The 21,671-nt window shown below is 52.1% G+C and carries 18 protein-coding genes; 9 read left to right on the forward strand and 9 right to left on the reverse strand.

Features of this window, described 5'->3' with window-relative positions; genetic code table 11:
• Positions 1-131 precede the first annotated feature (131 nt).
• Entirely contained in the window at positions 132-1,193 is a 1,062-nt protein-coding gene (locus AC0YNW_RS21960) for an endonuclease/exonuclease/phosphatase family protein (protein ID WP_475833761.1), read from the forward strand.
• A 139-nt stretch (positions 1,194-1,332) separates the two neighbouring features.
• Entirely contained in the window at positions 1,333-1,896 is a 564-nt protein-coding gene (locus AC0YNW_RS21965; RefSeq protein WP_475833927.1) for an FAD-dependent oxidoreductase, read from the forward strand.
• Positions 1,897-1,968: 72 nt separating this feature from the next.
• Here the strand turns inward: AC0YNW_RS21965 and AC0YNW_RS21970 are convergent, their stop codons facing one another.
• Positions 1,969-2,310, reverse strand: a complete 342-nt coding sequence (locus AC0YNW_RS21970; RefSeq protein ID WP_475833762.1) for an MGMT family protein — start codon at positions 2,308-2,310, stop codon at positions 1,969-1,971.
• Positions 2,311-2,517: 207 nt separating this feature from the next.
• On the opposite strand from AC0YNW_RS21970, the gene AC0YNW_RS21975 reads away from it, so the two are divergent.
• The gene (locus AC0YNW_RS21975; protein WP_475833763.1) at positions 2,518-3,024 is read left to right on the forward strand and encodes an NUDIX hydrolase; all 507 of its coding nucleotides are present in this window, start codon (positions 2,518-2,520) and stop codon (positions 3,022-3,024) included.
• 16 nt (positions 3,025-3,040) lie between these two features.
• Here AC0YNW_RS21975 and AC0YNW_RS21980 read toward each other — a convergent pair whose 3' ends face one another.
• From AC0YNW_RS21980 to AC0YNW_RS22000, 5 genes are all read right to left on the reverse strand, one after another.
• Positions 3,041-3,832: a hypothetical protein gene (locus tag AC0YNW_RS21980; RefSeq protein WP_475833764.1), complete on the reverse strand. Its 792-nt coding sequence runs from the start codon at positions 3,830-3,832 to the stop codon at positions 3,041-3,043.
• A 26-nt stretch (positions 3,833-3,858) separates the two neighbouring features.
• Positions 3,859-4,644, reverse strand: a complete 786-nt coding sequence (locus AC0YNW_RS21985) for an inositol monophosphatase family protein (protein WP_475833765.1) — start codon at positions 4,642-4,644, stop codon at positions 3,859-3,861.
• A 162-nt stretch (positions 4,645-4,806) separates the two neighbouring features.
• Positions 4,807-6,312 carry a serine hydrolase domain-containing protein gene (locus tag AC0YNW_RS21990; protein WP_475833766.1) on the reverse strand — a complete coding sequence of 502 codons (1,506 nt, stop codon included), beginning with the start codon at positions 6,310-6,312 and terminating at the stop codon, positions 4,807-4,809.
• Positions 6,313-6,361: 49 nt separating this feature from the next.
• The gene (locus AC0YNW_RS21995; protein ID WP_475833767.1) at positions 6,362-7,171 is read right to left on the reverse strand and encodes a lysostaphin resistance A-like protein; all 810 of its coding nucleotides are present in this window, start codon (positions 7,169-7,171) and stop codon (positions 6,362-6,364) included.
• A 224-nt stretch (positions 7,172-7,395) separates the two neighbouring features.
• Positions 7,396-8,046: a fibronectin type III domain-containing protein gene (locus tag AC0YNW_RS22000; RefSeq protein ID WP_387477305.1), complete on the reverse strand. Its 651-nt coding sequence runs from the start codon at positions 8,044-8,046 to the stop codon at positions 7,396-7,398.
• A 194-nt stretch (positions 8,047-8,240) separates the two neighbouring features.
• Between AC0YNW_RS22000 and AC0YNW_RS22005 the strand changes: the two genes are divergently transcribed.
• Together AC0YNW_RS22005 and AC0YNW_RS22010 are read left to right on the forward strand one after the other, a co-directional pair.
• Positions 8,241-8,684, forward strand: a complete 444-nt coding sequence (locus tag AC0YNW_RS22005) for a MarR family winged helix-turn-helix transcriptional regulator (protein WP_475833768.1) — start codon at positions 8,241-8,243, stop codon at positions 8,682-8,684.
• A 50-nt stretch (positions 8,685-8,734) separates the two neighbouring features.
• A complete protein-coding gene (locus tag AC0YNW_RS22010) occupies positions 8,735-9,676 on the forward strand; it encodes a ring-cleaving dioxygenase (RefSeq protein ID WP_475833769.1) in 942 nt (313 codons plus the stop codon).
• Positions 9,677-9,850: 174 nt separating this feature from the next.
• Here the strand turns inward: AC0YNW_RS22010 and AC0YNW_RS22015 are convergent, their stop codons facing one another.
• Positions 9,851-11,326 carry a protein adenylyltransferase SelO gene (locus AC0YNW_RS22015; protein WP_475833770.1) on the reverse strand — a complete coding sequence of 492 codons (1,476 nt, stop codon included), beginning with the start codon at positions 11,324-11,326 and terminating at the stop codon, positions 9,851-9,853.
• A 368-nt stretch (positions 11,327-11,694) separates the two neighbouring features.
• Between AC0YNW_RS22015 and AC0YNW_RS22020 the strand changes: the two genes are divergently transcribed.
• Both AC0YNW_RS22020 and gdhA read left to right on the forward strand, forming a co-directional pair.
• Positions 11,695-12,672 (forward strand): diaminopimelate dehydrogenase, encoded by a 978-nt coding sequence (locus AC0YNW_RS22020; RefSeq protein ID WP_387477297.1) that lies wholly within the window; start codon positions 11,695-11,697, stop codon positions 12,670-12,672.
• A 67-nt stretch (positions 12,673-12,739) separates the two neighbouring features.
• Entirely contained in the window at positions 12,740-14,110 is a 1,371-nt protein-coding gene (gene gdhA, locus AC0YNW_RS22025; RefSeq protein WP_475833771.1) for an NADP-specific glutamate dehydrogenase, read from the forward strand.
• 122 nt (positions 14,111-14,232) lie between these two features.
• Here gdhA and AC0YNW_RS22030 read toward each other — a convergent pair whose 3' ends face one another.
• Complete coding sequence (locus tag AC0YNW_RS22030; RefSeq protein WP_475833772.1) at positions 14,233-14,958, reverse strand: sulfite exporter TauE/SafE family protein; 726 nt, start codon at positions 14,956-14,958, stop codon at positions 14,233-14,235.
• 187 nt (positions 14,959-15,145) lie between these two features.
• Between AC0YNW_RS22030 and AC0YNW_RS22035 the strand changes: the two genes are divergently transcribed.
• Together AC0YNW_RS22035 and AC0YNW_RS22040 are read left to right on the forward strand one after the other, a co-directional pair.
• Positions 15,146-18,298, forward strand: a complete 3,153-nt coding sequence (locus tag AC0YNW_RS22035) for an ATP-binding response regulator (protein ID WP_475833773.1) — start codon at positions 15,146-15,148, stop codon at positions 18,296-18,298.
• A 116-nt stretch (positions 18,299-18,414) separates the two neighbouring features.
• Positions 18,415-19,170 carry a GNAT family N-acetyltransferase gene (locus AC0YNW_RS22040; protein WP_475833774.1) on the forward strand — a complete coding sequence of 252 codons (756 nt, stop codon included), beginning with the start codon at positions 18,415-18,417 and terminating at the stop codon, positions 19,168-19,170.
• 316 nt (positions 19,171-19,486) lie between these two features.
• On the opposite strand, the gene bglX is transcribed toward AC0YNW_RS22040, so the two are convergent.
• Positions 19,487-21,664: a beta-glucosidase BglX gene (gene bglX / locus AC0YNW_RS22045; protein WP_475833775.1), complete on the reverse strand. Its 2,178-nt coding sequence runs from the start codon at positions 21,662-21,664 to the stop codon at positions 19,487-19,489.
• Positions 21,665-21,671 lie beyond the last annotated feature (7 nt).

Below are 21,671 nucleotides of genomic sequence, written 5' to 3' on the forward strand. Positions count from 1 at the left end.
ATGGTGTTGCTAGACGCTCTGGAGAATGAACTCTTCTAGAATAGATGGAAATATAGTACATTTTAAAAAGCGCAAAAAGGAATACGCACGAAATATCCCACTACAGGTTTGCCTAGGAGGCTTTACATACCATGCTCAAAAAAATCATCAAGTGGCTGCTCTGGATTGCGATCACGGGTATCACTCTACTAGCCGTATTCCTGATTTACATCACCGCGATAGACTATAAGCCGCCAGCTCAGGTGCAGCTGCCCCATGAAAGCCGACAGTCGGCGGGCATTAAGCGCAACGAGCCATTCAAGATCACGACCTTCAATATTGGCTATGCCGGCCTGGACCGTGGACAGGACTTCTTCATGGATGGCGGTACGAGGTCGAGAGCCGCCAGCAAAGAGCAGACAGAGGCTAATCTGGAAGCGGCGATCCACTTTCTGAGAGAATCAGACTCCCGGCTTATTCTGCTGCAGGAGGTAGACCGAAAGTCTTCCCGCAGCTATAAGGTCGACGAGGCTCAGCGGATTGGCGATGGCTTGCAAGACTATGACCAAACCTTTGCCTATAACTATAAGGTTCCGTGGGTGCCCGTTCCCTTGACGCAGCCGATGGGTTCGGTGAAGAGCGGACTGCTGACGCTGTCGTCCTTCACAGCCAGCTCCCATACCCGCTACGATCTGCCGGGCAAGGAAAGCTGGCCGGTGCAGCTGTTCGAGCTGGATCGCGGCTTCATCGAGAGCAGACTGCCCGTCGATAACGGCAAGGAGCTAGTGCTTGTGAATTTGCATTTGTCTGCCTTTGACAAAGGAGGCCGGATACGCAAGCAGCAGCTCGACTTTCTCGGCGACTATCTGGAGAGTGAGGCCACTAAAGGGAATTACATCATAGTTGGCGGCGACTGGAACCACTCTCTGCCGTCTACGGATCCAGACGCCTTCCCTGCACAGCAGGAGTGGCCGGAGTGGCTGCAGCCGTTCCCGGAGACATTCGGCCCTGACGGCTTCCAGTGGGCAGTCGATCCGGCTGTGCCTACCGTTCGAACCCTCGACGCCGCCTATGAGGAAGGCGTGAACTTCCTGGCGGTCATCGACGGCTTCTTCGTCTCGCCTAACGTCGAGATTGCGCAGGTTGCGGGCACGTCTCTAGCCTTCGAGCATAGCGACCATAATCCGGTGACGGGGACGTTTATTTTAAAGTAATCAGAAGCGCCAGACGCCTAGTCCTTCGGCAGACGACACACCTTTGAGGCGGGACCCAAGCTGTCCATTCCTTCTGGAATCTATTATAATAGTCACGTATTCGCACTTATCCCACTATGCCGAAGGAGAGTAGATGAATATGTACGATATCGTTATTATTGGCGCAGGGCCCGCAGGGGCAAGCGCGGCTATCTATGCCGCCAAGTCTGGCAAGAAAACGCTCCTTTTTGACAATGACAAGAGCATCACCAAGAAAGCCCTTCTCCGTAACCATTACGGCGCTCCCGATATTACCGGGCCCGATCTGGTGGAGACCGGCAAGAAGCAAGCCGCCGAGTTCGGCGCGGAGATCATTCAGGATACTGTGGTCAATCTCGTCCAAACAGAGTCCGGCATTCATGTAGAGACAGAAAATCAAAGCTACGAGGCAAGTCATGTCATTCTCGCCACCGGATTAAGCGTGGATCTGGCCGATAAGGCGGGCATCGCCACCAAGGACGGCACAGAGCCGCGGATTAAAACCGTTATTGACATCGACGCTAGCGGCAAAACATCCGTTCCGGGCATCTGGGCAGCAGGCACAGTGGCAGGCGTAAGCGTGCATACCATTGTCACAGCCGGCGATGGCGCCAAGGTCGCGATTAACGTCATCAGCGAGCTGAATGGCGAGCGGTATGTGGATCATGATATTTTAAAAGCGTAAGGTCATTATAAAAAAGCGAAAAGAGCGCCCTGTCCGGCGCTCTTTCTTATTGCTCCTATGGGGCTAAACCCGCTAATGCTGCTCTTCATCCGTCCAATCCATTACCTCTCCCGGCTGATAACGGTACTGCTCCAGATCCACACGGCCCTCTTCATCCGCCAATACGCCTTCGCTGCTTAGATACAGGATCTGCTTAAAGCGTGACTCCTCATCCATGAGGGCAATCATGCCTTTGGCATTCACCACTCTGTGCCAGGGCAGCTTATGGGCGGCGCTCATCGAGTGGAGAATACGGACAACCTGTCTCGCTCCTCGCGGGCTGCCGGCGGCTTCGGCAATTTGCCCGTAGGTCATCACATACCCCTCCGGTATGTTCTGTATGATGTGAATGACGCGTCTCGTGAATGGCTGCATGCAGGGTCTCCTTATCGATAGGGTACTTGCCGGTCCCTTCAAGTACTGCCTAATGTATCATACCTCAGCCGGAAATAAAACCGCTCCGGAGTAGAGTGGTTTCCAGCAACTGCGCGCGTTCCATCGCTTTTCATCCAAGCGTTGTATTAAAATAAGACAGACTGCTTTTGGTATCGGAAGCACATTAGCATGATTGGAGGTTCTAGCATGGCAACTACCATTTACGCCGACTGGGGCGGTCATAATGTGAAATTAACCTGGCTGCCAGGGACCGACAGCCCTGATCCCGCCCTCGTCACAAGCGTCCATGGCGTATGCATGGATCAAGGCAAAATCATGCTGGTGCATGTCACTGGCCGGGGCTTCAACCTGCCAGGCGGGCATGTAGAGGACGGAGAATCGCCCGAGGAAACCGTCACCCGGGAGTGTATGGAGGAGGGCTATGTCAGATGTGAGGACCTTCGCTTGATTGGCGCCATTCAAGTTAGCCACGAGGAGAATCTGAGGTTCGATCCGAACGGCAAATATCCGCTGATCGGCTATCAGCTCTTCTACCGAGCTGACGTCACGGCATGCCTCCCTTATCTTCAGGAGCATGAATGCACGGCAAGAATATGGGTGGAGCCCGAATTGGCCGCCCATGTCATGGAGGACCACAATCTGGCCTATCTCATTGTGAAAGAAGCCGTTCGGCAGGCAAACGCAGAGACGTAAAAAAGACCCGGAAAGCTTACGCCGTTAAGCCTTCCGAGTCTTTCTTATTTTCATTGAAATCCAAATGGAAATGTAAAAACCATGCTTTGCTAAAAACCGCATTGAAGGATTTATCATCGTCATCGTCATTGAATACAGCATCGTAGATCTTAGTTAGTTGCTTATAGTAATGTCTAGTAAAATACAGCAGATTCATAAGCGCTAGGACTAATGCCACGATCTCGCGAGCAACGGGAAAGTCAAATAAAAGCATATACACGCCGATCCCGAGCACGACAGAACTAATCAAAACGAGAATATGGAACAGAATGGTCTCGGAGCTATACAGGTTCTTGCGGTAGGACCCCCATCCGCTAACCTTTTTATTGGTACGATATACAAATACCGAGTCCATGCTCATCTTCAAATTCCGATAGAACATATGCTGGACGAGCTCTTTGTTAATCGCTTCTTTCTCGAAATTATAGAGCTGCTTGATGACGCGAGAAGTAATCCAGTACACTTCCTTGTACACCCGGTATCTCACCACAACCCAAGCAAGCATAATACCCAGTATAAACAAGGCGAGGAAGCTGAGACCCTTAATAAAAGTAGAAAGGCTTAAATCAATAATGGCTGGAATGACAAAGCTGATAATGGCAATGTAAAATGCGATAATCTGGTCTCTCTTCGTCTGCTGAAGGCCAAGCTCATTAACACATAGACTGTATGCCTGCTCCAGATGATAATCCTTTTCGGCGTCAATGGTCTCTTCGTCTATCTTATAGTCCTTGTACTTGAATTTCTTCGTGTTCTCCTGGTCAGCCACCCTGACAGCCCCCGCCTCGTCATGTCCTATTGGTCGTACGGAATCTTCGGTACCTCGTCCGTAACGACTCGCTTCAAGTAATCATAATTCTCTCTCGAATTCGCGCAGATGAGCGGAATCGGACGAGTGAAGACGGTTCGATCGAACTCGACAGTTCCGACATAACCGCCTGCTTCCCGGATCAGCACCTCGCCTGCTGCAAAGTCCCATGGGAAGACACGCATCTCAAAATACAGATCGACTCGCCCAGCCGCCAAATAAGCAAGCTCCAGCGCAGCCGACCCCAGACGGCGAATATCGTCGCAGTCCTCGTACACCTTCTCGATGATGCGGAAGCAAGACCCCGCAAGATCCTTATTGTAGAGGCTCATAGCGGTACAAAATAACGAATGGGACAAATCATGATCGGATACCTTCATCGGCCTTCCGTTCACGTAAGCGCCCTTCCCTTGCTGGGCATAAAACATCTCATCCCGGTACGGATGATAGACGACGCCCAATACAGGCACGCCATCCTTCACAAGACCAACGGAAATGACGCTAAGCCCGATATCCCGTATGAAATTGGACGTCCCGTCAATCGGGTCCACGATCCATAGATAGTCATGATCGTAATCGTCCTCTTCGCTCTCCTCGCCAATAAAACCGCAATTCTCTATAAGCGGCGTCAGACGCTCCTTCAAAAACTCCTGCACCGACAAATCGACGGAAGTCACCTGATTCGATGCCGAGCCCTTGCTGAGCACGGTAAATTCTTTATTCTTAAATAAATCGCTTGCTTCGCGTACAATTTCCATTACTTTTTCAATCATATCTTACACCTGCCTGTATATTTTTTCTATATTTAATTTATTCGATTCCATGATGTGCGTTTTCTATCTATTTCGCTAATAGTATAAGGGATATTCGCCCATTCCTGCATGCACTACTTTCATCATAACGCTTCCTCCTCCCATCAACCAAAAAAGGACTGCTTATCGCAGCCCGTTGATAACCCCTTGGTCATTACCCAATCGCCGACGTATGCGGTACAACAGAACCATCTTCAGCAGCCCAATTATCATAAACAGCATAGGCAAGATCAGCAGAGCATGCCCCCAGCCGGGAACAAACCGCAGAATAGTCCCCCATGGCGTACCTATCTGCTCCGGCAATCGAAGCAAAAACAGTACCGGACCAAGCAGATAGGCAACCGTAATCAGAATCTCTCTTACAAAAAACCATGAAGGATATAACCGGTCCGAATTCCGCTTGCGCACAAGCCGGTATAACGACCAGAGCAGCCATAGCGCCAGCGCAGCCATACCGGCGTTCATGTACACGCCTGCGGCCCCAAACTTCACCGGCTCAGCCATTAAGTAGGTCGAATACAAAGCCCCATCGCTAACCGCCTGCAACAGTCGAATGGACAAATCGCCATACCCACTGCCGTAGATGGTCGTAAGCAGCGCATCGTTCGTATTCATCAGTACGACAATTCCCCAGCCGGAATCCAAATCCATTATGACATCGGAATGAAAATGCTCGGCATCGCCGCCATGCAAGATCAGACCCGGACTTGTAAACCAACCCATGCCATAGGGGAATCCCGTCTCATATCGCTGCATCAGTCCCGTGCTGGCTGCCGACAATACGGTTACATCGTCATATTGGCCTCCATTCATTTGAGACAGCAGGAAGTGGGTCATGTCCTTCACAGAAGCGGCCAAATAGCCAGCAGGAACAAGAGCGGGCGAAATGCTCGGCTCCGTCTCCATCAGCTTGCCGAACACGGTCTGATACCCGCTTGCAAGACCATTCTCACGGGCTGCAGCGGGATCAGCATAGCTGTCTGTCATATCAAGAGGCTTGAAGATATGCTTCTCGATATAGGCCGCATACGACTCGCCTGATACATGCTCGATAATAGTGCCAAGCAGCATATAGTTCACATTGGAATAGCGGAAGCGTTCCCCCGGTTGTCCCTCCAGCTTGGGCTTACCTTGCCGCAGCATAATTTCTTCAGCCGTATGACCTTTTGCCGCCAAAATAACCCGGCCATCGTAGGTAGACAATCCGCTTGTTTGTCTGAGCAAATCCCGCACTGTCACCTCTCGGCTGTCCGCCAGACCGTCCAACTGCAGCCACGGCAAATAGGTCCGTACCGGCTCGTCCAGCTTCAACATGCCCCGCTCGGAGAGCTGCATAATGGCTGCAGCCGTAATAGGCTTGCTGACCGAGCCCAGTATAAACGGCGTCTCCGGTGCCACATCTCTGCCTGTATCATCCGCCTTCCCGTAGCCTTTCAGGAACACAATCCGTCCATCCTTCACCACGCCGACAGCAAGACCCGGGATATGATAATCCCGCATGCCTTGCTCTGCTTCCTTGTCTATCCATGATTCATTCAAGATGGGAGTGGCATGGGTCATCTGAGGGAGAAGCGCTGTGAGAACAACCAATATAATCAAAATGATGAAAATGATCTGTTTGATGCGCAAATAGCAACCGCCCCTTTCAGCCTATATTGGCCGACAGAAGCGGAAAGGTTCATTTTCCAGAAAAATAAGGCGTACTCCCTTGAGGATTCTTGCCACTCGGCAGCAGACCCATGCCAATCAGAAGGATCGCGATCATGGTTGAGCCTACCAATAGCCCGGCCGACTCATACTTGCGGATCGCACTTATGATCAGAAGCGTGGTTAAATTAAAGGATATATGCATGATGACGGAAGCCCATAGGCTCTTCATACGAAGCGCAGCCCATGCAAATAGAAGACCTAGCAGAAAGGTATAGCTCATTTGAAGGGGATAAGTATGGAGCAGCGCAAAGAGAACAGCCTGCGCAATCACGGCTGTTGTAAGGGAGTAGACATGATGAAGCGTCCGCAGAACGAGTCCCCGCAGCATCATTTCCTCCATGAACGGAATTAGAATGCCGGCCGTGACCCCTACCAGAAGAATGGGATCGGAGGCCAGCTCATTTGATACTTTCTGCTCGTGGCTGACGGCAAGCTGCCCCCATACATCGAGCGCAAGAATAATTCCGAACATAAGGCTAAGCAGCATCCCAAGTCCGATAAAAAGCCCGATTCGCCGCATCCCGATGGCGCGAAAGCCGCAAAACTCCCATAACGATCTCTTTTTCTCCTGACGGGTCACGACAGCAAGCAGAATCAGGGCAAGCAGCACGCCGACGATTGTAGCGGCATTCGTATTAAGGTCGCTCCACGTAAAGCCCTCCTCCATGAGGTTCTGAACGATAGCCACACCTAACGTAGAGAGGATAAATGAGCCGCCAATCAGAAAAGCGTATCCGATCAAATCCAGCCAGACGTGCTGCTCCTTATAACGTTTCATATCCGCTAGCCCCCTATTGTGTCCGCGCTGCCAGGACAACGTGTTATAGAAGTTATCGATCAAACATACATTTATCCAATATAATCCTATTCGACATCATTATACTAATATGACGATCTTCCCGTATACTAAAAAAATGGATGGATGAGATAGAGCCGTCTGCCGTGCAGGAACAGCAAAAACCTCCACCCTCAATGCGGGTGGAGGTCCTTGATTGCGATGCTTTACGGTACGACGACGGTAACTGTATCGCTTAGAACAGTGCCGAACGGATTAATGAGCTCGACTTGATACGTATAGGTTCCCGGCGGGCGTCTGAAGGTCCAGCTTCCCGACTGTCCAGACGTATTGCCAATCTCCTCGTAGTAATGCAGGGACACCTCTTGTCCATTCTCCAAGAGACGGCCGGAGGTCGCTTTATTGCCGTTCCAAATTGTCCATTTGATGACAAATTCACCGATTGTATGCAATTTATTGTCATTTAGCTCTATACTAGGCTTGGCAGGTGCTCCAGTGGCCGATGTCGCCACTTGATTAATGGAATTGGACCAAGTCGTGCCGCATTCATTTTTGGCGATAATGCCAAAGGAATATCCGATATAGCCATTGCGCAGCTCAGTTACGGTGAAGCTCGTAGCTTGAATATTTTGAGCAGCGAATGGCGCTCTTGGGGAATAATAGACATCATAAGCGTCAGCGCCTGCAGACGGTGTCCACGACAGCGCCATGGAGCGATTGCCCGGGGTTGCCGTCAGCGTAAAATCGCCCGGTTTCTCGCAAGCAACTGCCGGCTCAGCGCTGGCCGCTCCGAATAAGGATAAGGACAGAACAAGCGTTAAACCTAACGCCACCAGTTTCTTTTGAATGTTTCTCATAATCTCTCTCCTATTTCTATAATTGGAATAAAATCAGGAGTACTCCTCTATTTAACACAAGATTGGACGTCCACCTTTAATATAGCAATTATTAGTATTTATGTCAAAATAAGATATTGTATAGAGTCTCCTTGCCTATTCATCAATTGAGTAGTAAAGTGATAACTAAGATAAGCGATTGCGAGGGAGATCAGATGCAGAACAATACAATTGGCTCGTTAATTTGGCTGCGGTTGATGCGATTTACAAATCAAAGCAATCAGATGTCGAACACATTCTTGAAGCGGTTCGGCCTTACAACCGCTCAATTCGATGCCCTGATGCAGATTCGCGCTTATCAGCCGCTTCCCCAGATAGAGCTTGCAGAGAAAGTGACGGTGACGCAAGGCGGCATCTCGCGCATGCTGGAGCGTCTGGAGAAGGAAGGCTACATCGTTCGCAAGCAGGATTGGAAGACGAAGACGATCTCTCTCTCGGAAAAAGGAGAAGCCGTACTGGAGCTGGCGATGCCGGAGCAACTGGCCTTTCAATCGTCCTTCTTCGAGGAAGTGCTGAGCAAAGAAGAACAACAGACCCTATACACGCTCATGACACGCGTCCATAAGCATAGCGGGACAAAAGAAGTACCGCCTGAGTAATTATTTTGATTATCAGTTGACTAGTCAAGTTATAAAAGGAGGAATGACATATGCCGACGATTACCGGCCATCATCACATCTCTATGTTGACCAAGCATGCACAAGGCAATAATCATTTTTACCAAAACATCCTGGGACTTCGCCGCGTGAAGAAGACGGTCAATCAAGATGACCCGTCCATGTACCATCTCTTCTACGGCGATTTGACCGGCGCAGCAGGCACAGAACTATCCTTCTTCGAGATGCCCCGGCTTGCCGCCACGGTCCGCGGCACGAATGCAATCACACGCATCGGCTTGCTCGTGCCGTCCATGGACAGCCTCCAATACTGGAAAAAGCGCTTCGAGCAGCATGACGTTCAACACGGAGAGATTACCCGTTATGCTGGACGGGACGCCTTGCTCTTCGAAGACGAGGAAGGTCTCCGCCTTGTCCTGATCAATCACAACGGAGAAGCCGTTCCGGATCATTGGGCCCCTTGGGATGGATCAAGCGTGGATCAAGAGCATCATATTCTCGGGATGGGTAGCGTCGAGTTCACCGTACGTAATCTGGAGGACACCGCACGTACACTCCGCGATATACTGGGGTATACAGAAGCAATCCGCACAAGCGGGGAGGCGATCTATCAATCCGTCCCGGGGGAGGTATTCGGCGAGATCGTCGTGAAGCAGGAAGACGGACCGAACGAGAGACCAGGCAAAGGGAGCGTTCATCACCTCGCCATTCGCGTCAAGGACGAGGGTGAGCTTCGCTACTGGGATGCCTTCATTCAGCAGCACGGCTTCCGCTCGACAGGCGTTGTGGACCGCTATTACTTCCAAAGCCTGTACTTCCGCGAATCCAACGGGATATTGATCGAGATGGCTACGGACGGGCCGGGCTTTACCGCCGACTCGACTGTGGGGGAGCTGGGGCATGCGCTAGATTTGCCGCCTTTTCTGGAAGGACGCCGCGCCGAGATTGAAGCCAAGCTGATTCCACTGGATTAAGACTAGACGCAGGCACCATGAATAACGCTCGCATGACTATAGTCAGAACTAGGAATTTGGCTCCTATTCCTCGGGTATAATGTCCGGGATAACAGAGGATTATTCGAGACGACAAAAGGACCTCCTGCGAGGTCCTTTTTGTCCATTTTCCTCCTGCTTCGAATCGGTCCGCAGCTACGTTCCGCAGAAGGTGCGGTACGGATAAGCCGACGGCTCGGACAGTGCCGCATATTCCTCCTGCTCAGGCGTATGAGCGTAGGGATTGCGCAGTACCGCAAGCAGTCTATGCATCACGGAGAGGTCACCTTCCTCCACAGCCGCCTCCAGCGCTTCCTCCACCCGGTGGTTGCGCGGGATGACGGCAGGGTTGCTCGCCTTCATGAGCCGCTGCACCTCTTCAGCCGACTGCTGCTGGCGGCCCTGACGCTCCTGCCAGCGGGCGTACCATTCGCGAAAACCTTCGCTGCAGGACATCGCCACATCCTCCTGCTTGCCGAATGTCAATGCCTTAAAGGTGTTCGTATAATCCGCATGATGCTCTGTCATCAGATCCAGAAGAGCTTTGATGAGAGACTCGTCGTCCGCTTCCTCATGGAACAGCCCCAGCTTTGCCCGCATGCCGTTCATCCAGTGGCTGTAGAAGCTGTCGATGAATCCTTTGATCGCATCCTCCGCCAGCTCAACTGCCTTCTCTTCCTCTTTGTGAAGAAGCGGCAGCAGCGCTTCCGCAAGCCTTGCCAGATTCCATGCAGCGATATTGGGCTGATTGCCATAGGCATAGCGTCCTTGCGTATCGATAGAGCTGAACACGGTCGCAGGATCGTAAGCATCCATAAACGCGCACGGGCCGTAATCGATTGCCTCTCCGCTAAGCGTCATATTGTCCGTGTTCATCACACCATGGATAAAGCCAGCCAGCTGCCACTTGGCAATAAGCACGCCCTGGCGCTTGATGACTTCCTTCAGCAGGGCCAGATAGCGATTGTCGCCTGGATCGGCGTCCGCATAATGCCGATCCCATGTGTAATCAGCCAGCGCCCGCAGGTCCTCCACAGTCCCGCCTCCCGCAGCGTACTGGAACGTCCCGACGCGGATATGGCTGGCCGCCACACGCGTCAGAACAGCGCCCGGCAGCTCCGTCTCGCGGTAGATCGGCTCGCCTGTCGTGACGACGGCCAGGCTGCGTGTCGTCGGAATACCAAGCCCGTGCATCGCCTCGCTGATGATATACTCGCGCAGCATCGGCCCAAGCGACGCCTTACCGTCACCTCCGCGGGAGTATGGCGTTCGCCCCGATCCTTTCAGCTGGATATCGAATCGCTCGTCAGCGGGTGTCAATTGCTCTCCGATGAGCATGGCCCGTCCATCTCCCAGCATGGTGAAATGTCCGAATTGATGCCCCGCATACGCCTGAGCAAGCGGCAGCGAGCCTGAAGGCATCGTATTACCTGCGAATGCAGCTATGCCCTCCTCGCTCTTCAGCGCCTCCACATTCAGACCAAGCGACGCGGCAAGCGGTTCATTAAGCACGATCAGCTCCGGTTCGGGTACAGGGTTCGGCTCCATCCTGCTATAAAACAATTCCGGCAAGCCGGCATAACTATTGTCAAAGTTCCAGCCAGCGGCTATGTTCGGTTTTTGGTCCGTCATGATATCTCCTTTGGAAAACATCGTTATGAGAAATTCGTCTTCTTTATCCCCTTATTATACCCTTCCCACTATCCGCCAAGGCCCTTAAATGTACGCGATAAAAAAATTTTTTCGCGTCGCTTAAACGAGTTAATTCACTACTCTGTCACAGCAATAAAGCCTTATTCCATGCGGCTTCCACGATATTTGAATCGTTCGGTTTTTGAACAAAAAAACACCATATCTTTCTAATTCCTCCCGAACTGGTTTGTACTATGTTATTATTAATTTGCATTATTGCGTTAAAAAACTTAAAATAATACGAAATCGCGCTCTGAGAGAGTGACTGGCATTAGGCTGAATCTCGCATTATTTTAGGAGGATTTAACATGGGTAGAATCAAGATTGGCATCGTAGGCTACGGCAACTTAGGCAAAGGGGTCGAGAAGGCCCTGGCGCAAAATCCGGATATGGAGCTCGTTGCAGTATTTACGCGCAGACAGCCAGAGCAGCTGGCAACAGGCAGCGTGAAATTCGAGCACATTTCGGCAGCAGAACAATACAAAGGCAAAGTCGACGTCATGATTCTGTGCGGGGGCTCCGCAACAGACCTGCCTGAGCAGACTCCATTCTTCGCTAGCATGTTCAACACAGTGGACAGCTTCGATACACACGCGAAAATTCCGGAGTTCTACGACGCGGTTAACGCTGCAGCAAAGCAAGGCGGCAATCTGAGCGTCATCTCCACAGGCTGGGACCCAGGCTTATTCTCGCTCAATCGTTTGCTGGGCCAATCCATTCTACCTGAAGGCACCGAGTACACATTCTGGGGCAAAGGCGTAAGCCAAGGCCACTCCGATGCGATTCGCCGCGTACCGGGCGTTAAAGCCGGCGTGCAATACACCGTTCCAGTCCAGTCCGTTATCGACCGCATCCGCGATGGAGAGACGCCAGAGCTTACGACACGCGAGAAGCACCTTCGTCAGTGCTATGTCGTGGCGGAAGAAGGCGCTGACCAAGACGTGATCCGCGAGACGATTGTGTCCATGCCGAACTACTTCTCAGACTACGATACAACTGTAACGTTTATTACCGAGGAACAGCTGAATGCCGAGCATCAGGGCATGCCGCATGGCGGATTCGTTATTCGCAGCGGTGTAACCGGTGCAGGAACAAAGCAAATTATCGATTTCGGCCTGAAGCTGGAAAGCAACCCTGAATTCACGGCAAGCGTACTCGTTGCCTATGCAAGAGCTGCCAACCGATTGAGCCAAGAAGGTCAAAACGGAGCGAAGACGGTATTCGATATTCCGTTCGCTTACCTGTCGCCTAAATCCGGCGAAGAGCTTCGCCGCGATCTTCTGTAATCTCTCGGTTTGATAGATAGAAAGTAACTAGCTAGTCATTTTCTCGATAGAAGGAGCGTCCACCCACGTGAACAATGTATTGGTAAAGGAGCAGACCGCCAAGGAATATGTCCAGTCGGTCTATGAAACGATTCTCAACCGCAATCAAGGGGAGCGGGAATTTTTCCAATCGGTGAAAGAAATTCTTGACTCCCTGATCCCTGTCATTGAGGCCAATCCGCATTACATGAAGCACAGCATCCTGGAGAGAATTACCGAGCCTGAGCGCGTCGTATACTTCCGCGTACCTTGGGTTGACGACAAGGGCAAGCCACAAGTCAACCGCGGATTCCGCGTTCAATTCAACAGCGCACTAGGCCCTTACAAAGGCGGACTTCGCTTCCACCCTTCCGTGAACGCGAGCATTATCAAGTTCCTTGGATTCGAGCAGATCTTCAAGAACTCCTTGACCGGCCAACCAATCGGTGGCGGCAAAGGCGGCTCCGACTTCGATCCGAAGGGCAAATCGGAAGGCGAAGTTATGCGCTTCACGCAAAGCTTCATGACCGAGCTATACCGTTATATCGGTCCATACATGGATGTACCAGCTGGCGACATCGGTGTGGGCGCTCGCGAGATCGGATATATGTTCGGCCAATACAAGCGGATCAAGAGCGGCAATGAAGCCGGCGTATTGACGGGCAAAGGCCTCCTCTACGGCGGAAGCCTTGCGCGTAAAGAAGCAACGGGCTACGGCTGCGTCTACTTCGTCAACGAAATGCTGCAAGCCAAAGACATGAGCTTCCAGGATCGTACCGTCGTCGTCTCCGGCTCCGGCAACGTATCCATCTACGCGATTGAGAAGGCACAGCAATTCGGTGCACATGTCGTTGCATGCAGCGACTCCAACGGCTATATCTACGATCCGAAGGGCATCGACCTTGCACTTGTGAAGCAGCTGAAGGAAGTAGAGCGCAAGCGCATTAGCGAATACGTCCTGACTCATCCTGATGCTGTATACACGCCAGGCTGTGAGAACATCTGGACAATTCCTTGCGATATCGCGCTTCCGTGCGCAACGCAGAACGAGATCGACGACAAAGCGGCCGAGCTGCTCGTGAAGAACGGCGTAGTGGCAGTTGGCGAAGGCGCGAACATGCCATCGACGCTTGACGCGATCGACGTATTCTTGAACAACGGCGTCCTGTTCGGACCGGCGAAAGCCGCGAATGCAGGCGGCGTAGCTGTCTCCTCGCTGGAGATGTCGCAGAACAGCATGCGCTTGTCCTGGACATTCGAGGAAGTAGACGCGAAGCTGCATGACATTATGCGCCGCATCTACCACAACAGCATGGCCGAAGCCGAGAAGTACGGCTACCCGGGCAACCTTGTTGTCGGCGCCAACATCGCAGGCTTCGTACGCGTAGCAGACGCGATGATCGAGCAAGGCGTTGTATAATAAAGTTCTTCGATTGAAATCATTTTTTCTCTAAATATAAGCATGAAGAAACCGGCTCCTGTGCACAGGGGCCGGTTTTGATTTTCCTTATGATCTTCATAGGGGTCGCCCGCCACCGCTGCTTACAGCTTGGCCAGACTATCGACAAGCAGATATAGCCCCGTTCCGCTCAGCAGAATGTACGTTATGATTCGGAATATGCGTTGATTCAACTTTTTGAACAATATCTGGCCAATCAGCAAACCGAGGAACACAATCGGAATGGCATAAAGACTCCATGTCCAAGTCCTCTCACTCGTGCCTGCAAAGATCATCTGGGTCAACAAACTTACGAAATAAATAAACAAATAAAAAGCGAGTGTAGTGGCTCTTATCTTCCCCTTCTCCGCATCCGTTCCCGTGAAATACAGCAATAACGGCGGCCCCGGCATTCCGATGCTGGTCGTGAGCAATCCGGATATGCCGCCTACGATATAATCCCGCCGCCTTGTCGCTCTCACTTTGAATCTGAATATCAGCAGTGCGGTTAACGCCAGCAGAAGGATACTCACTCCTAATGTGAAGGTGTTGATGTCCACAGACAACAGAATTAGCAACCCAAAGGGCACACCCGCTATGCTGCCTGCGGTAAATCTTTTGAGAAGCATGAAATCGATGTCTCTTCTTATCTTCACAATTAAGGATACCGAGATCACCAGAGACAAAATAATGTTGATCTGGATCGCTTCTTGAGGCTGAAATAACAGAAGTAAAAATGGCGTTGCCATGATCGAGAAACCAAAGCCGGTACTAGTCTGCAAGATCGAAGCGGCCAGAATAATCGCTATGAAAATCCCGATATGATCCAAGACATTCCTCCTATCTCTAACCCGCTTCGTTATAGTGTAAAGCTTATGGGCCATCCTTTCAAACCTATCAATGGATTTGCTCATTCTATGTTGAAATACTTGTCATTCGCGGTATGAAACAACCGGCCACTTCAACCTCTGCAATCTTCTGTGCAATCCACATAGCCTAAAGGATTGTTAGCCGCTTATGTCGAATTTTATGATTATGACGACGCGACTACTCAAACATAAAACGATTGCTTATTTAATAATAGCTATTCTATTTCTAGGCTGCCTCACTGGGCTTCGGTGGGCATGGTCGGATATCTTCCCTACCTCGAAGTCTCATTCGATTGTGAATGGCGTGCTGGACATGCGCGGTATAGATTTGGAAGCCTCTCACTCTTTCTATATGGACGGGGAATGGCTCTTCTATCCGGAGCAATTGTTGTCGAGCCAGGATGTGCACACCGATGCCCCGACACCGCAGTCCATTCAAGTACCTGGCAGCTGGGGAAATCTATTGAACCATGAGAAGGGATATGCCTACGGCTATGGCACGTATCGCCTGCGCATTCTGACCGACCCGCTCGTGCAGCCCGTATCGATCTGGCTGAAGGGGATTCAAGCCTCATCGGAAGTTGAGATTAATGGAAATACATTGGCCATCGTAGGCCAGCCTGCCGCCAAGGCTGACGACTATACCCCGAAGAGCGTGTCCTATACAGCTACCTATTCGGTGGAGGGCACAACGGAGCTTGATGTGCTTATTCGCGTCGCCAACTACGACAAGCCAAGCAAGGGCGGTATTATTCGATCCCTTCGGTTCGGCTCGCTCGCTGCGATAGACACAGTCCGATGGTATTCGATTGGATTCCAGTTGGTTACGGTTGTATTGCTTGTTTTGCACAGCCTGTACGCATTTATTCTTTACTACTTTAATCGGAAAGAGCGCACCCTGCTGCTTACCGGCTTGCTGCTGATTGCCGTTGGCGTCTCTATCGCTGCCGGTCACGACCACTTGCTTATGCTGTGGCTGCCCATCAACTACACTTGGGCGATAAAGATCAGGCTGGTCTCTCTCATGTGGCAGATTTTTCTTATCCTGCTCTTGTTCAGACGATTTTCGGCAGCAAAGCCAGGAAATATATGGATTCGTGCCTTCACGGTATCCCTTGTTGCCTTTACAGCCGTAGTGTTTGCGACTCCGGCGTATTTGATCGACATCTTGATCACTTATAAGATCATTTACTTCTTTTTCTTCGTGCCGTTTATATGGTTTGCCGGAGTTGCTGGCGGCATGATCTTTCATAAGAAAAATGACATTGATATCGTATTTCTGGTGCTGTCAGCCGTAAGCATTATTTCCAATCTGCTATGGAGCTTCGCCTCTACATCGAAAGATGTGACAACCGCTTATTATCCGTTCGATATTATGGCGGCCATGATTGGTTTCTCTACTTATTGGTTCAAGAAGTATTACCGCCAGTCCAGAGAAAACTCCGGGCTTTATGAACAATTGAAGAAGGAAGATAAACTGAAGGACCAATTCCTGGCCAATACGTCGCATGAGCTTCGGACGCCTCTGCACGGCATTATGAATATCGCCGAAACCGTTGTTATGAAAGAAAAGGAACGGATGGACGCCAGCAGCATCAAAGATATGGAGCTGTTGATCCAGATTAGCCGGCGCATGTCCCATATGCTGGGCGATCTGCTCGATGTCGCACGGCTCAAGGAGCATCGCATCATACTGAAGCAAGAACCGATGCATATTCAGGCGTTGGTTCCAGGCATTATGGCCATGCTGGCGTTTCTTATGGAGGGCAAGCCCGTTCAACTGCAAATGAACATTCCGGACTCCACGCCGCTTGTCATGGCCGATGAGAAGCGGCTGGTGCAAATTCTCTATAATCTGCTGCACAACGCGTTGAAGTACACGGAAGAAGGCCAGATCGACATATCCGCTGAAGTCCGTGACGGCTTTGTGATGATTCATGTAGCCGATACTGGTGTTGGCATAGATGAAGAGACCCAGGCACGCATATTCCTTCCTTACGAGCAAGGAGCCTACGGGGTTAGCGACGGCAGAGGCATGGGACTTGGCCTCAGCATATGCAAGCAACTGATCGAGCTTCACGGCGGCGAGCTCGCCGTCCGGTCAACACCCGGCCATGGCTCGACATTCAGCTTCGAGCTTCCGCTTGCAGGCGCGGAGCATCTGGCATCTGCACTTAATCCGGCCCTATCCGCAGCCATTGACAGCGAGGCGGAGATGGCTGCCGGGATCGGCTCGCTGTACGATCCAGCATCATTCACGCAGGAATCCATTCCTTCGCTGCTGAATGACAGCAAGGTTCATATTCTTGCCGTGGACGATGATCCGGTCAACCTGAGCGTGTTGGCCGGCATCCTGTCGGCAGAGCCCTATCAGCTGACCACTGTCCATTCCGCACGCGAAGCATTGGAGCTGCTGCCGACTCGGACTTGGGATCTTGTCATTGCCGATGTGATGATGCCGCAGATGTCCGGTTATGAACTGACTCAGAAGATCAGGGAGCACTATTCCTTATCCGAACTTCCGGTATTGCTGCTGACCGCACGCAGCCAGTCTACCGATATCTATACCGGCTTTGCTTCAGGTGCCAATGATTATGTGACCAAGCCGGTAGACGCTTTGGAGTTAAAATACCGGATTAAAGCGCTGATCACACTCAAGCAATCGATACACAAACGGCTGCGTATGGAGGCCGCTTATCTGCAGGCACAGATTCATCCGCATTTCTTATTCAACACGCTCAATTCGATTATGGCGCTAAGCATGACGAATACCGAAAAGATGCGTTCACTCGTTGAAGCCTTCTCTTCGTATCTTCGCATCAGCTTTGATTTTCTGAATACAGAGGAATTGGTTGAGCTATCCCATGAGCTGGATCTCGCCAAGGCGTATCTCTTCGTTGAGCAGGAGCGGTTCGGAGAGCGCTTGACCGTGGAATGGGAAGTGGAGCCCGGCCTCAATCCGTTGCTTCCTCCGCTGACCATTCAGCCGCTGATCGAGAACGCCGTCAAGCATGGATTGCTGAAACGCCGAAAAGGCGGCACCGTGCTGATCCAGGTCGCGCGGCAACACCAAGGAACGCGGATAGAGGTGCAGGATAACGGGATTGGCATTAGTCCGGACAAAATTCACCAATTGCTGAACCGGACAATGAGCGGCAAGAGCGGAATCGGCGTCTCCAACACGAACCGCAGACTCCTCCAGCTGTATGGTCAAGGCTTGTTGATTCAGAGCACGCCTGACGAGGGAACGAGCGTATCATTCATCATACCCGATCAACAGAAGAGCAAGGGCAGTCAATAGCCCCTTACTCACGGCGTTCACCGTAAAATCTGAAAAGGATGTGTGACTGTACAATGAGACCTCCTGTTCTAAATGAAACGTTAACAGCACGTATTCAACAATCCGAGGCAGCATTTATGACATCGCGTATTAGCTCGATTGGCGAGAGGATCGGCAATCCCGAAGGGGTAGAAATGTTGAAGCTCGGCAACACAACAGCCTTCTATATTAGAACGATGCCTTGGGGACTGTTCAATTCGGTAAGAGGATTCTCGCATGAGGATATCGGCCATCTCGACGAAATTCTAGCCTTCTATCGAGCGAGGGAGCGTCGCTTTCAGATGGATATTGATCCTGCCGGCAACAACGCAGAGACGCTTCAGCACTTGGCTGGGAAAGGGTTACTCCAGATGGGCTTTCAATCCGTGCTGTACGGGCTTCCATGTGCAGAGCAACCGGAGCTGTCCGCTTCTATTACGATCCAGCCTATTGAGAATGAAGCGGACTTTGATCTTTATGCCCGTGTTCATTGCGTCGGCGCTGGTATGAGCCTGGACGATAAGCATCACTTCGTCAACAACAATATCGGCTTGCTGAACCGCTCCGGCTGGAAGCTCTTCCTGGCGAACTGGAACGACATCCCGGCTGCAGTAGGCGTCATGCATATCCATGAGGGTACAGCCTCGCTTGCGCTGGCTGCTACGTTGCCTGAATACAGGCGGAAAGGACTGCAGACCGCCCTTCTAAAGTGGCGGCTTCATGAGGCTCATCAAGCCGGCTGCGACCTCGTGGCAGGCCAAGCCAGCTTCGGCAGCTCCAGCCAGCACAACATGGAGCGTCTCGGCATGAGTCTCGCTTGGACGCGGGCGCTTTGGGGGCCTGTAGCGAACTGAAATAACTGGCTTACCAGCTACACTTTAACCTGAATCAGGTATGGCGAAAGGCGCTAGAATGCTCCAAAGGTGAATTAACGCTGCTACACAACACTAATTACGTCAAAAGGATGGAAACTCAGAATTAGTGGTGCTGGGAAACGCTAAATACTCGTAACCGCCTCAACTGGTGAAATAACGTTGCCTCCTGCCACTAATCGCGCCCGCCTTAAGCATATAAACCAGCGCGATCATCAGATCGCCATGTGCATCGCCGTCTTTGCGCATAAAAATCAAAAAAGGGCTTCTGTTGAAATAAGCAGAAGCCCTCCTTGCGTTATACTACCTTTAAAGTAATCGATTGTCCCTCGCTGGAGTTCGGTCCAACCCACAGCGTGAAGTCGCCCGGCTCGACGGTCAGCTTCATATGCTGATCGATAATGGCAAGCTGCTCCCTGCCAACCTTGAAGTTGAGTGTAGCCGATTCGTTTGGCCCTATGCTCACTTTACTGAAGCCAATCAATTTCTTCAGCGGCTGGGTGACGCTCGCTACCTCGTCCCGCACATAGACCTGCACGACTTCCTCGCCCATACGGTCGCCGACGTTCGATACCGTTACTGAAAGAGTCAGCTCGCCATCAGTCGCAATTGTGGTCCGGTCGGCTGTAATGTCGCTGTACTTGAACGGTGTATAGCTCAGGCCATAACCGAACGGATACAGCGGCTCTGTCGTCGAATCGATGTAGTAAGAAGAGTAGACGCCGCCCGGCGGACGGCCCGTCTTCTTGCGGTAGTAATAGATTGGAACCTGGCCGACATTATGCGGGAAGGTGACTGGCAGGCGCCCGCCCGGGTTGTAATCGCCGAATAACACATCGGCAATCGCATGACCGCTTTGTACGCCGAGATGCCAAGCCTGCACGATGGCATCAGCCTTCTCCTGCAGCCAAGGCAGTGCGAGCGGTCTGCCGCTCAGCAGCACCGCCGTAACCGGCTTGCCCAGCTCAGCCACAGCCTCGACGAGCTTGCGCTGCGCACCTGGCAGGTCCAGCGACGTCCGGGATCGGGACTCGCCGCTCATCTCCAGCGCCTCGCCCAGTGCCAGCACAACGACATCCGCTTGACGAGCCGCATCAAGCGCAGCCTCGAAGCCCTCCTCGCCGTCTGACTCCATGGAGCAGCCTTCCGCATAATGAATCGCGGCGTCAGCTCCAACAGCCGACCGGACGCCCTCCAGCAAGCTGACGACATCCTCCGGATTGCCGTCGAATGCCCAGCAGCCGAGCGGGTCCTTGCGGTTGTCCGCGAGCGGCCCGATCACAGCAACCGACGCAACTTGCTTGCTCAGCGGCAACGTCTTCCCTTCGTTGTGAAGCAATACAATCGACTCTCTCGCCGCTTCGCGCGCAAGCTCCGTGAACGAAGCGCGTGCCGCAGTAGCCGCCTCTTCCGTTGGAACCATCACGTATGGCTGCTCGAACAAGCCCAGCTTGATCTTAACCGTGAGAATGCGCAGCACCGACTCATCTACGACGCTCTCCGGCACGCGGCCCTCACGGACCAGCTTCGGCAGGTAGCGCATATAGAAGCCGGAATGCATGTCCATATCGCATCCCGCCAAGATACTGCGCTCGCAAGCTTCTTCTTCGCTGCCGGCGACGCCATGCGTGATCAGCTCCTGAAGGGCATTATAATCACTCGCTACAATGCCCTCAAAGCCCCACTCATCACGCAAAATCGTCTTCAGCAAATATTCGTTGGCACAAGCCGGAATGCCATTCACTTCGTTGAAAGAAGCCATGATGCTCAGCGCCCCGGCGTCCACCGCTTCGCGGAACGGCGGCAGAATCACCTCGCGCAATACGCGATCGGACAGGTCGACGGTATTGTAGTCGCGCCCCGCTTCCGCAAGTCCGTACGCAGCATAGTGCTTCGGACAGCTTGCGGTAGCCTGGCCTGCTCCGTCATCGATTTGCGAGCCTTCAACCCAAGCCTTCGCATATTCGCCTGTCAGCAACGGGTCCTCGCCGATACTCTCGGCGATGCGTCCCCATCTGGGATCACGGCTAATATCGATCATTGGCGCGAATACCCAAGCTACGCCATCCGCCATCGATTCGCGGGATGCCGCTTCCGCTGTTCTTCTCGCCAGATCCGGATTCCATGCCGATGCCTGCGCCAGCGGAATCGGGAATACCGTCTTATAGCCGTGAATGACGTCACGTCCAATCAAGAGCGGAATACGGCTCGCTGTATTCTCTTGAATGAGCTTCTGCAGTTCATTCGCTTGCTCGGCACCGGCCAAATTAAAGATCGAGCCGACTCGGCCTTGGCGAATTTCCTCGACCAGCAGGTCTCGCTGGGACACCCCTGTCTCCGGGTTGATCGGGTTATAGCCCCAATCGTATTGCGTCATCTGCCCGACCTTCTCTTCCAGAGTCAAACCGGACAGAATTTGCTTCGCTTGATCAAGGATGGCCGTTGTCAGCCAATTGCTTTTAGAAGTTGCGGTCATGCTTTCT

The sequence above is a fragment of the Paenibacillus sp. J31R120 genome (assembly GCF_056269225.1).

Excerpts from the sequence above, each read along its gene's own strand:
- AC0YNW_RS21960 (WP_475833761.1), top strand. The coding sequence starts at position 132 with ATGCTCAAAAAAATCATCAAGTGGCTGCTCTGGATTGCGATCACGGGT.
- AC0YNW_RS21965 (WP_475833927.1), top strand. The coding sequence starts at position 1,333 with ATGTACGATATCGTTATTATTGGCGCAGGGCCCGCAGGGGCAAGCGCG.
- AC0YNW_RS21970 (WP_475833762.1), bottom strand. The coding sequence starts at position 2,310 with ATGCAGCCATTCACGAGACGCGTCATTCACATCATACAGAACATACCG.
- AC0YNW_RS21975 (WP_475833763.1), top strand. The coding sequence starts at position 2,518 with ATGGCAACTACCATTTACGCCGACTGGGGCGGTCATAATGTGAAATTA.
- AC0YNW_RS21985 (WP_475833765.1), bottom strand. The coding sequence starts at position 4,644 with ATGATTGAAAAAGTAATGGAAATTGTACGCGAAGCAAGCGATTTATTT.
- AC0YNW_RS21995 (WP_475833767.1), bottom strand. The coding sequence starts at position 7,171 with ATGAAACGTTATAAGGAGCAGCACGTCTGGCTGGATTTGATCGGATAC.
- AC0YNW_RS22000 (WP_387477305.1), bottom strand. The coding sequence starts at position 8,046 with ATGAGAAACATTCAAAAGAAACTGGTGGCGTTAGGTTTAACGCTTGTT.
- AC0YNW_RS22005 (WP_475833768.1), top strand. The coding sequence starts at position 8,241 with ATGCAGAACAATACAATTGGCTCGTTAATTTGGCTGCGGTTGATGCGA.
- AC0YNW_RS22010 (WP_475833769.1), top strand. The coding sequence starts at position 8,735 with ATGCCGACGATTACCGGCCATCATCACATCTCTATGTTGACCAAGCAT.
- AC0YNW_RS22015 (WP_475833770.1), bottom strand. The coding sequence starts at position 11,326 with ATGACGGACCAAAAACCGAACATAGCCGCTGGCTGGAACTTTGACAAT.
- AC0YNW_RS22020 (WP_387477297.1), top strand. The coding sequence starts at position 11,695 with ATGGGTAGAATCAAGATTGGCATCGTAGGCTACGGCAACTTAGGCAAA.
- AC0YNW_RS22035 (WP_475833773.1), top strand. The coding sequence starts at position 15,146 with ATGTCGAATTTTATGATTATGACGACGCGACTACTCAAACATAAAACG.
- AC0YNW_RS22040 (WP_475833774.1), top strand. The coding sequence starts at position 18,415 with ATGACATCGCGTATTAGCTCGATTGGCGAGAGGATCGGCAATCCCGAA.
- bglX (WP_475833775.1), bottom strand. The coding sequence starts at position 21,664 with ATGACCGCAACTTCTAAAAGCAATTGGCTGACAACGGCCATCCTTGAT.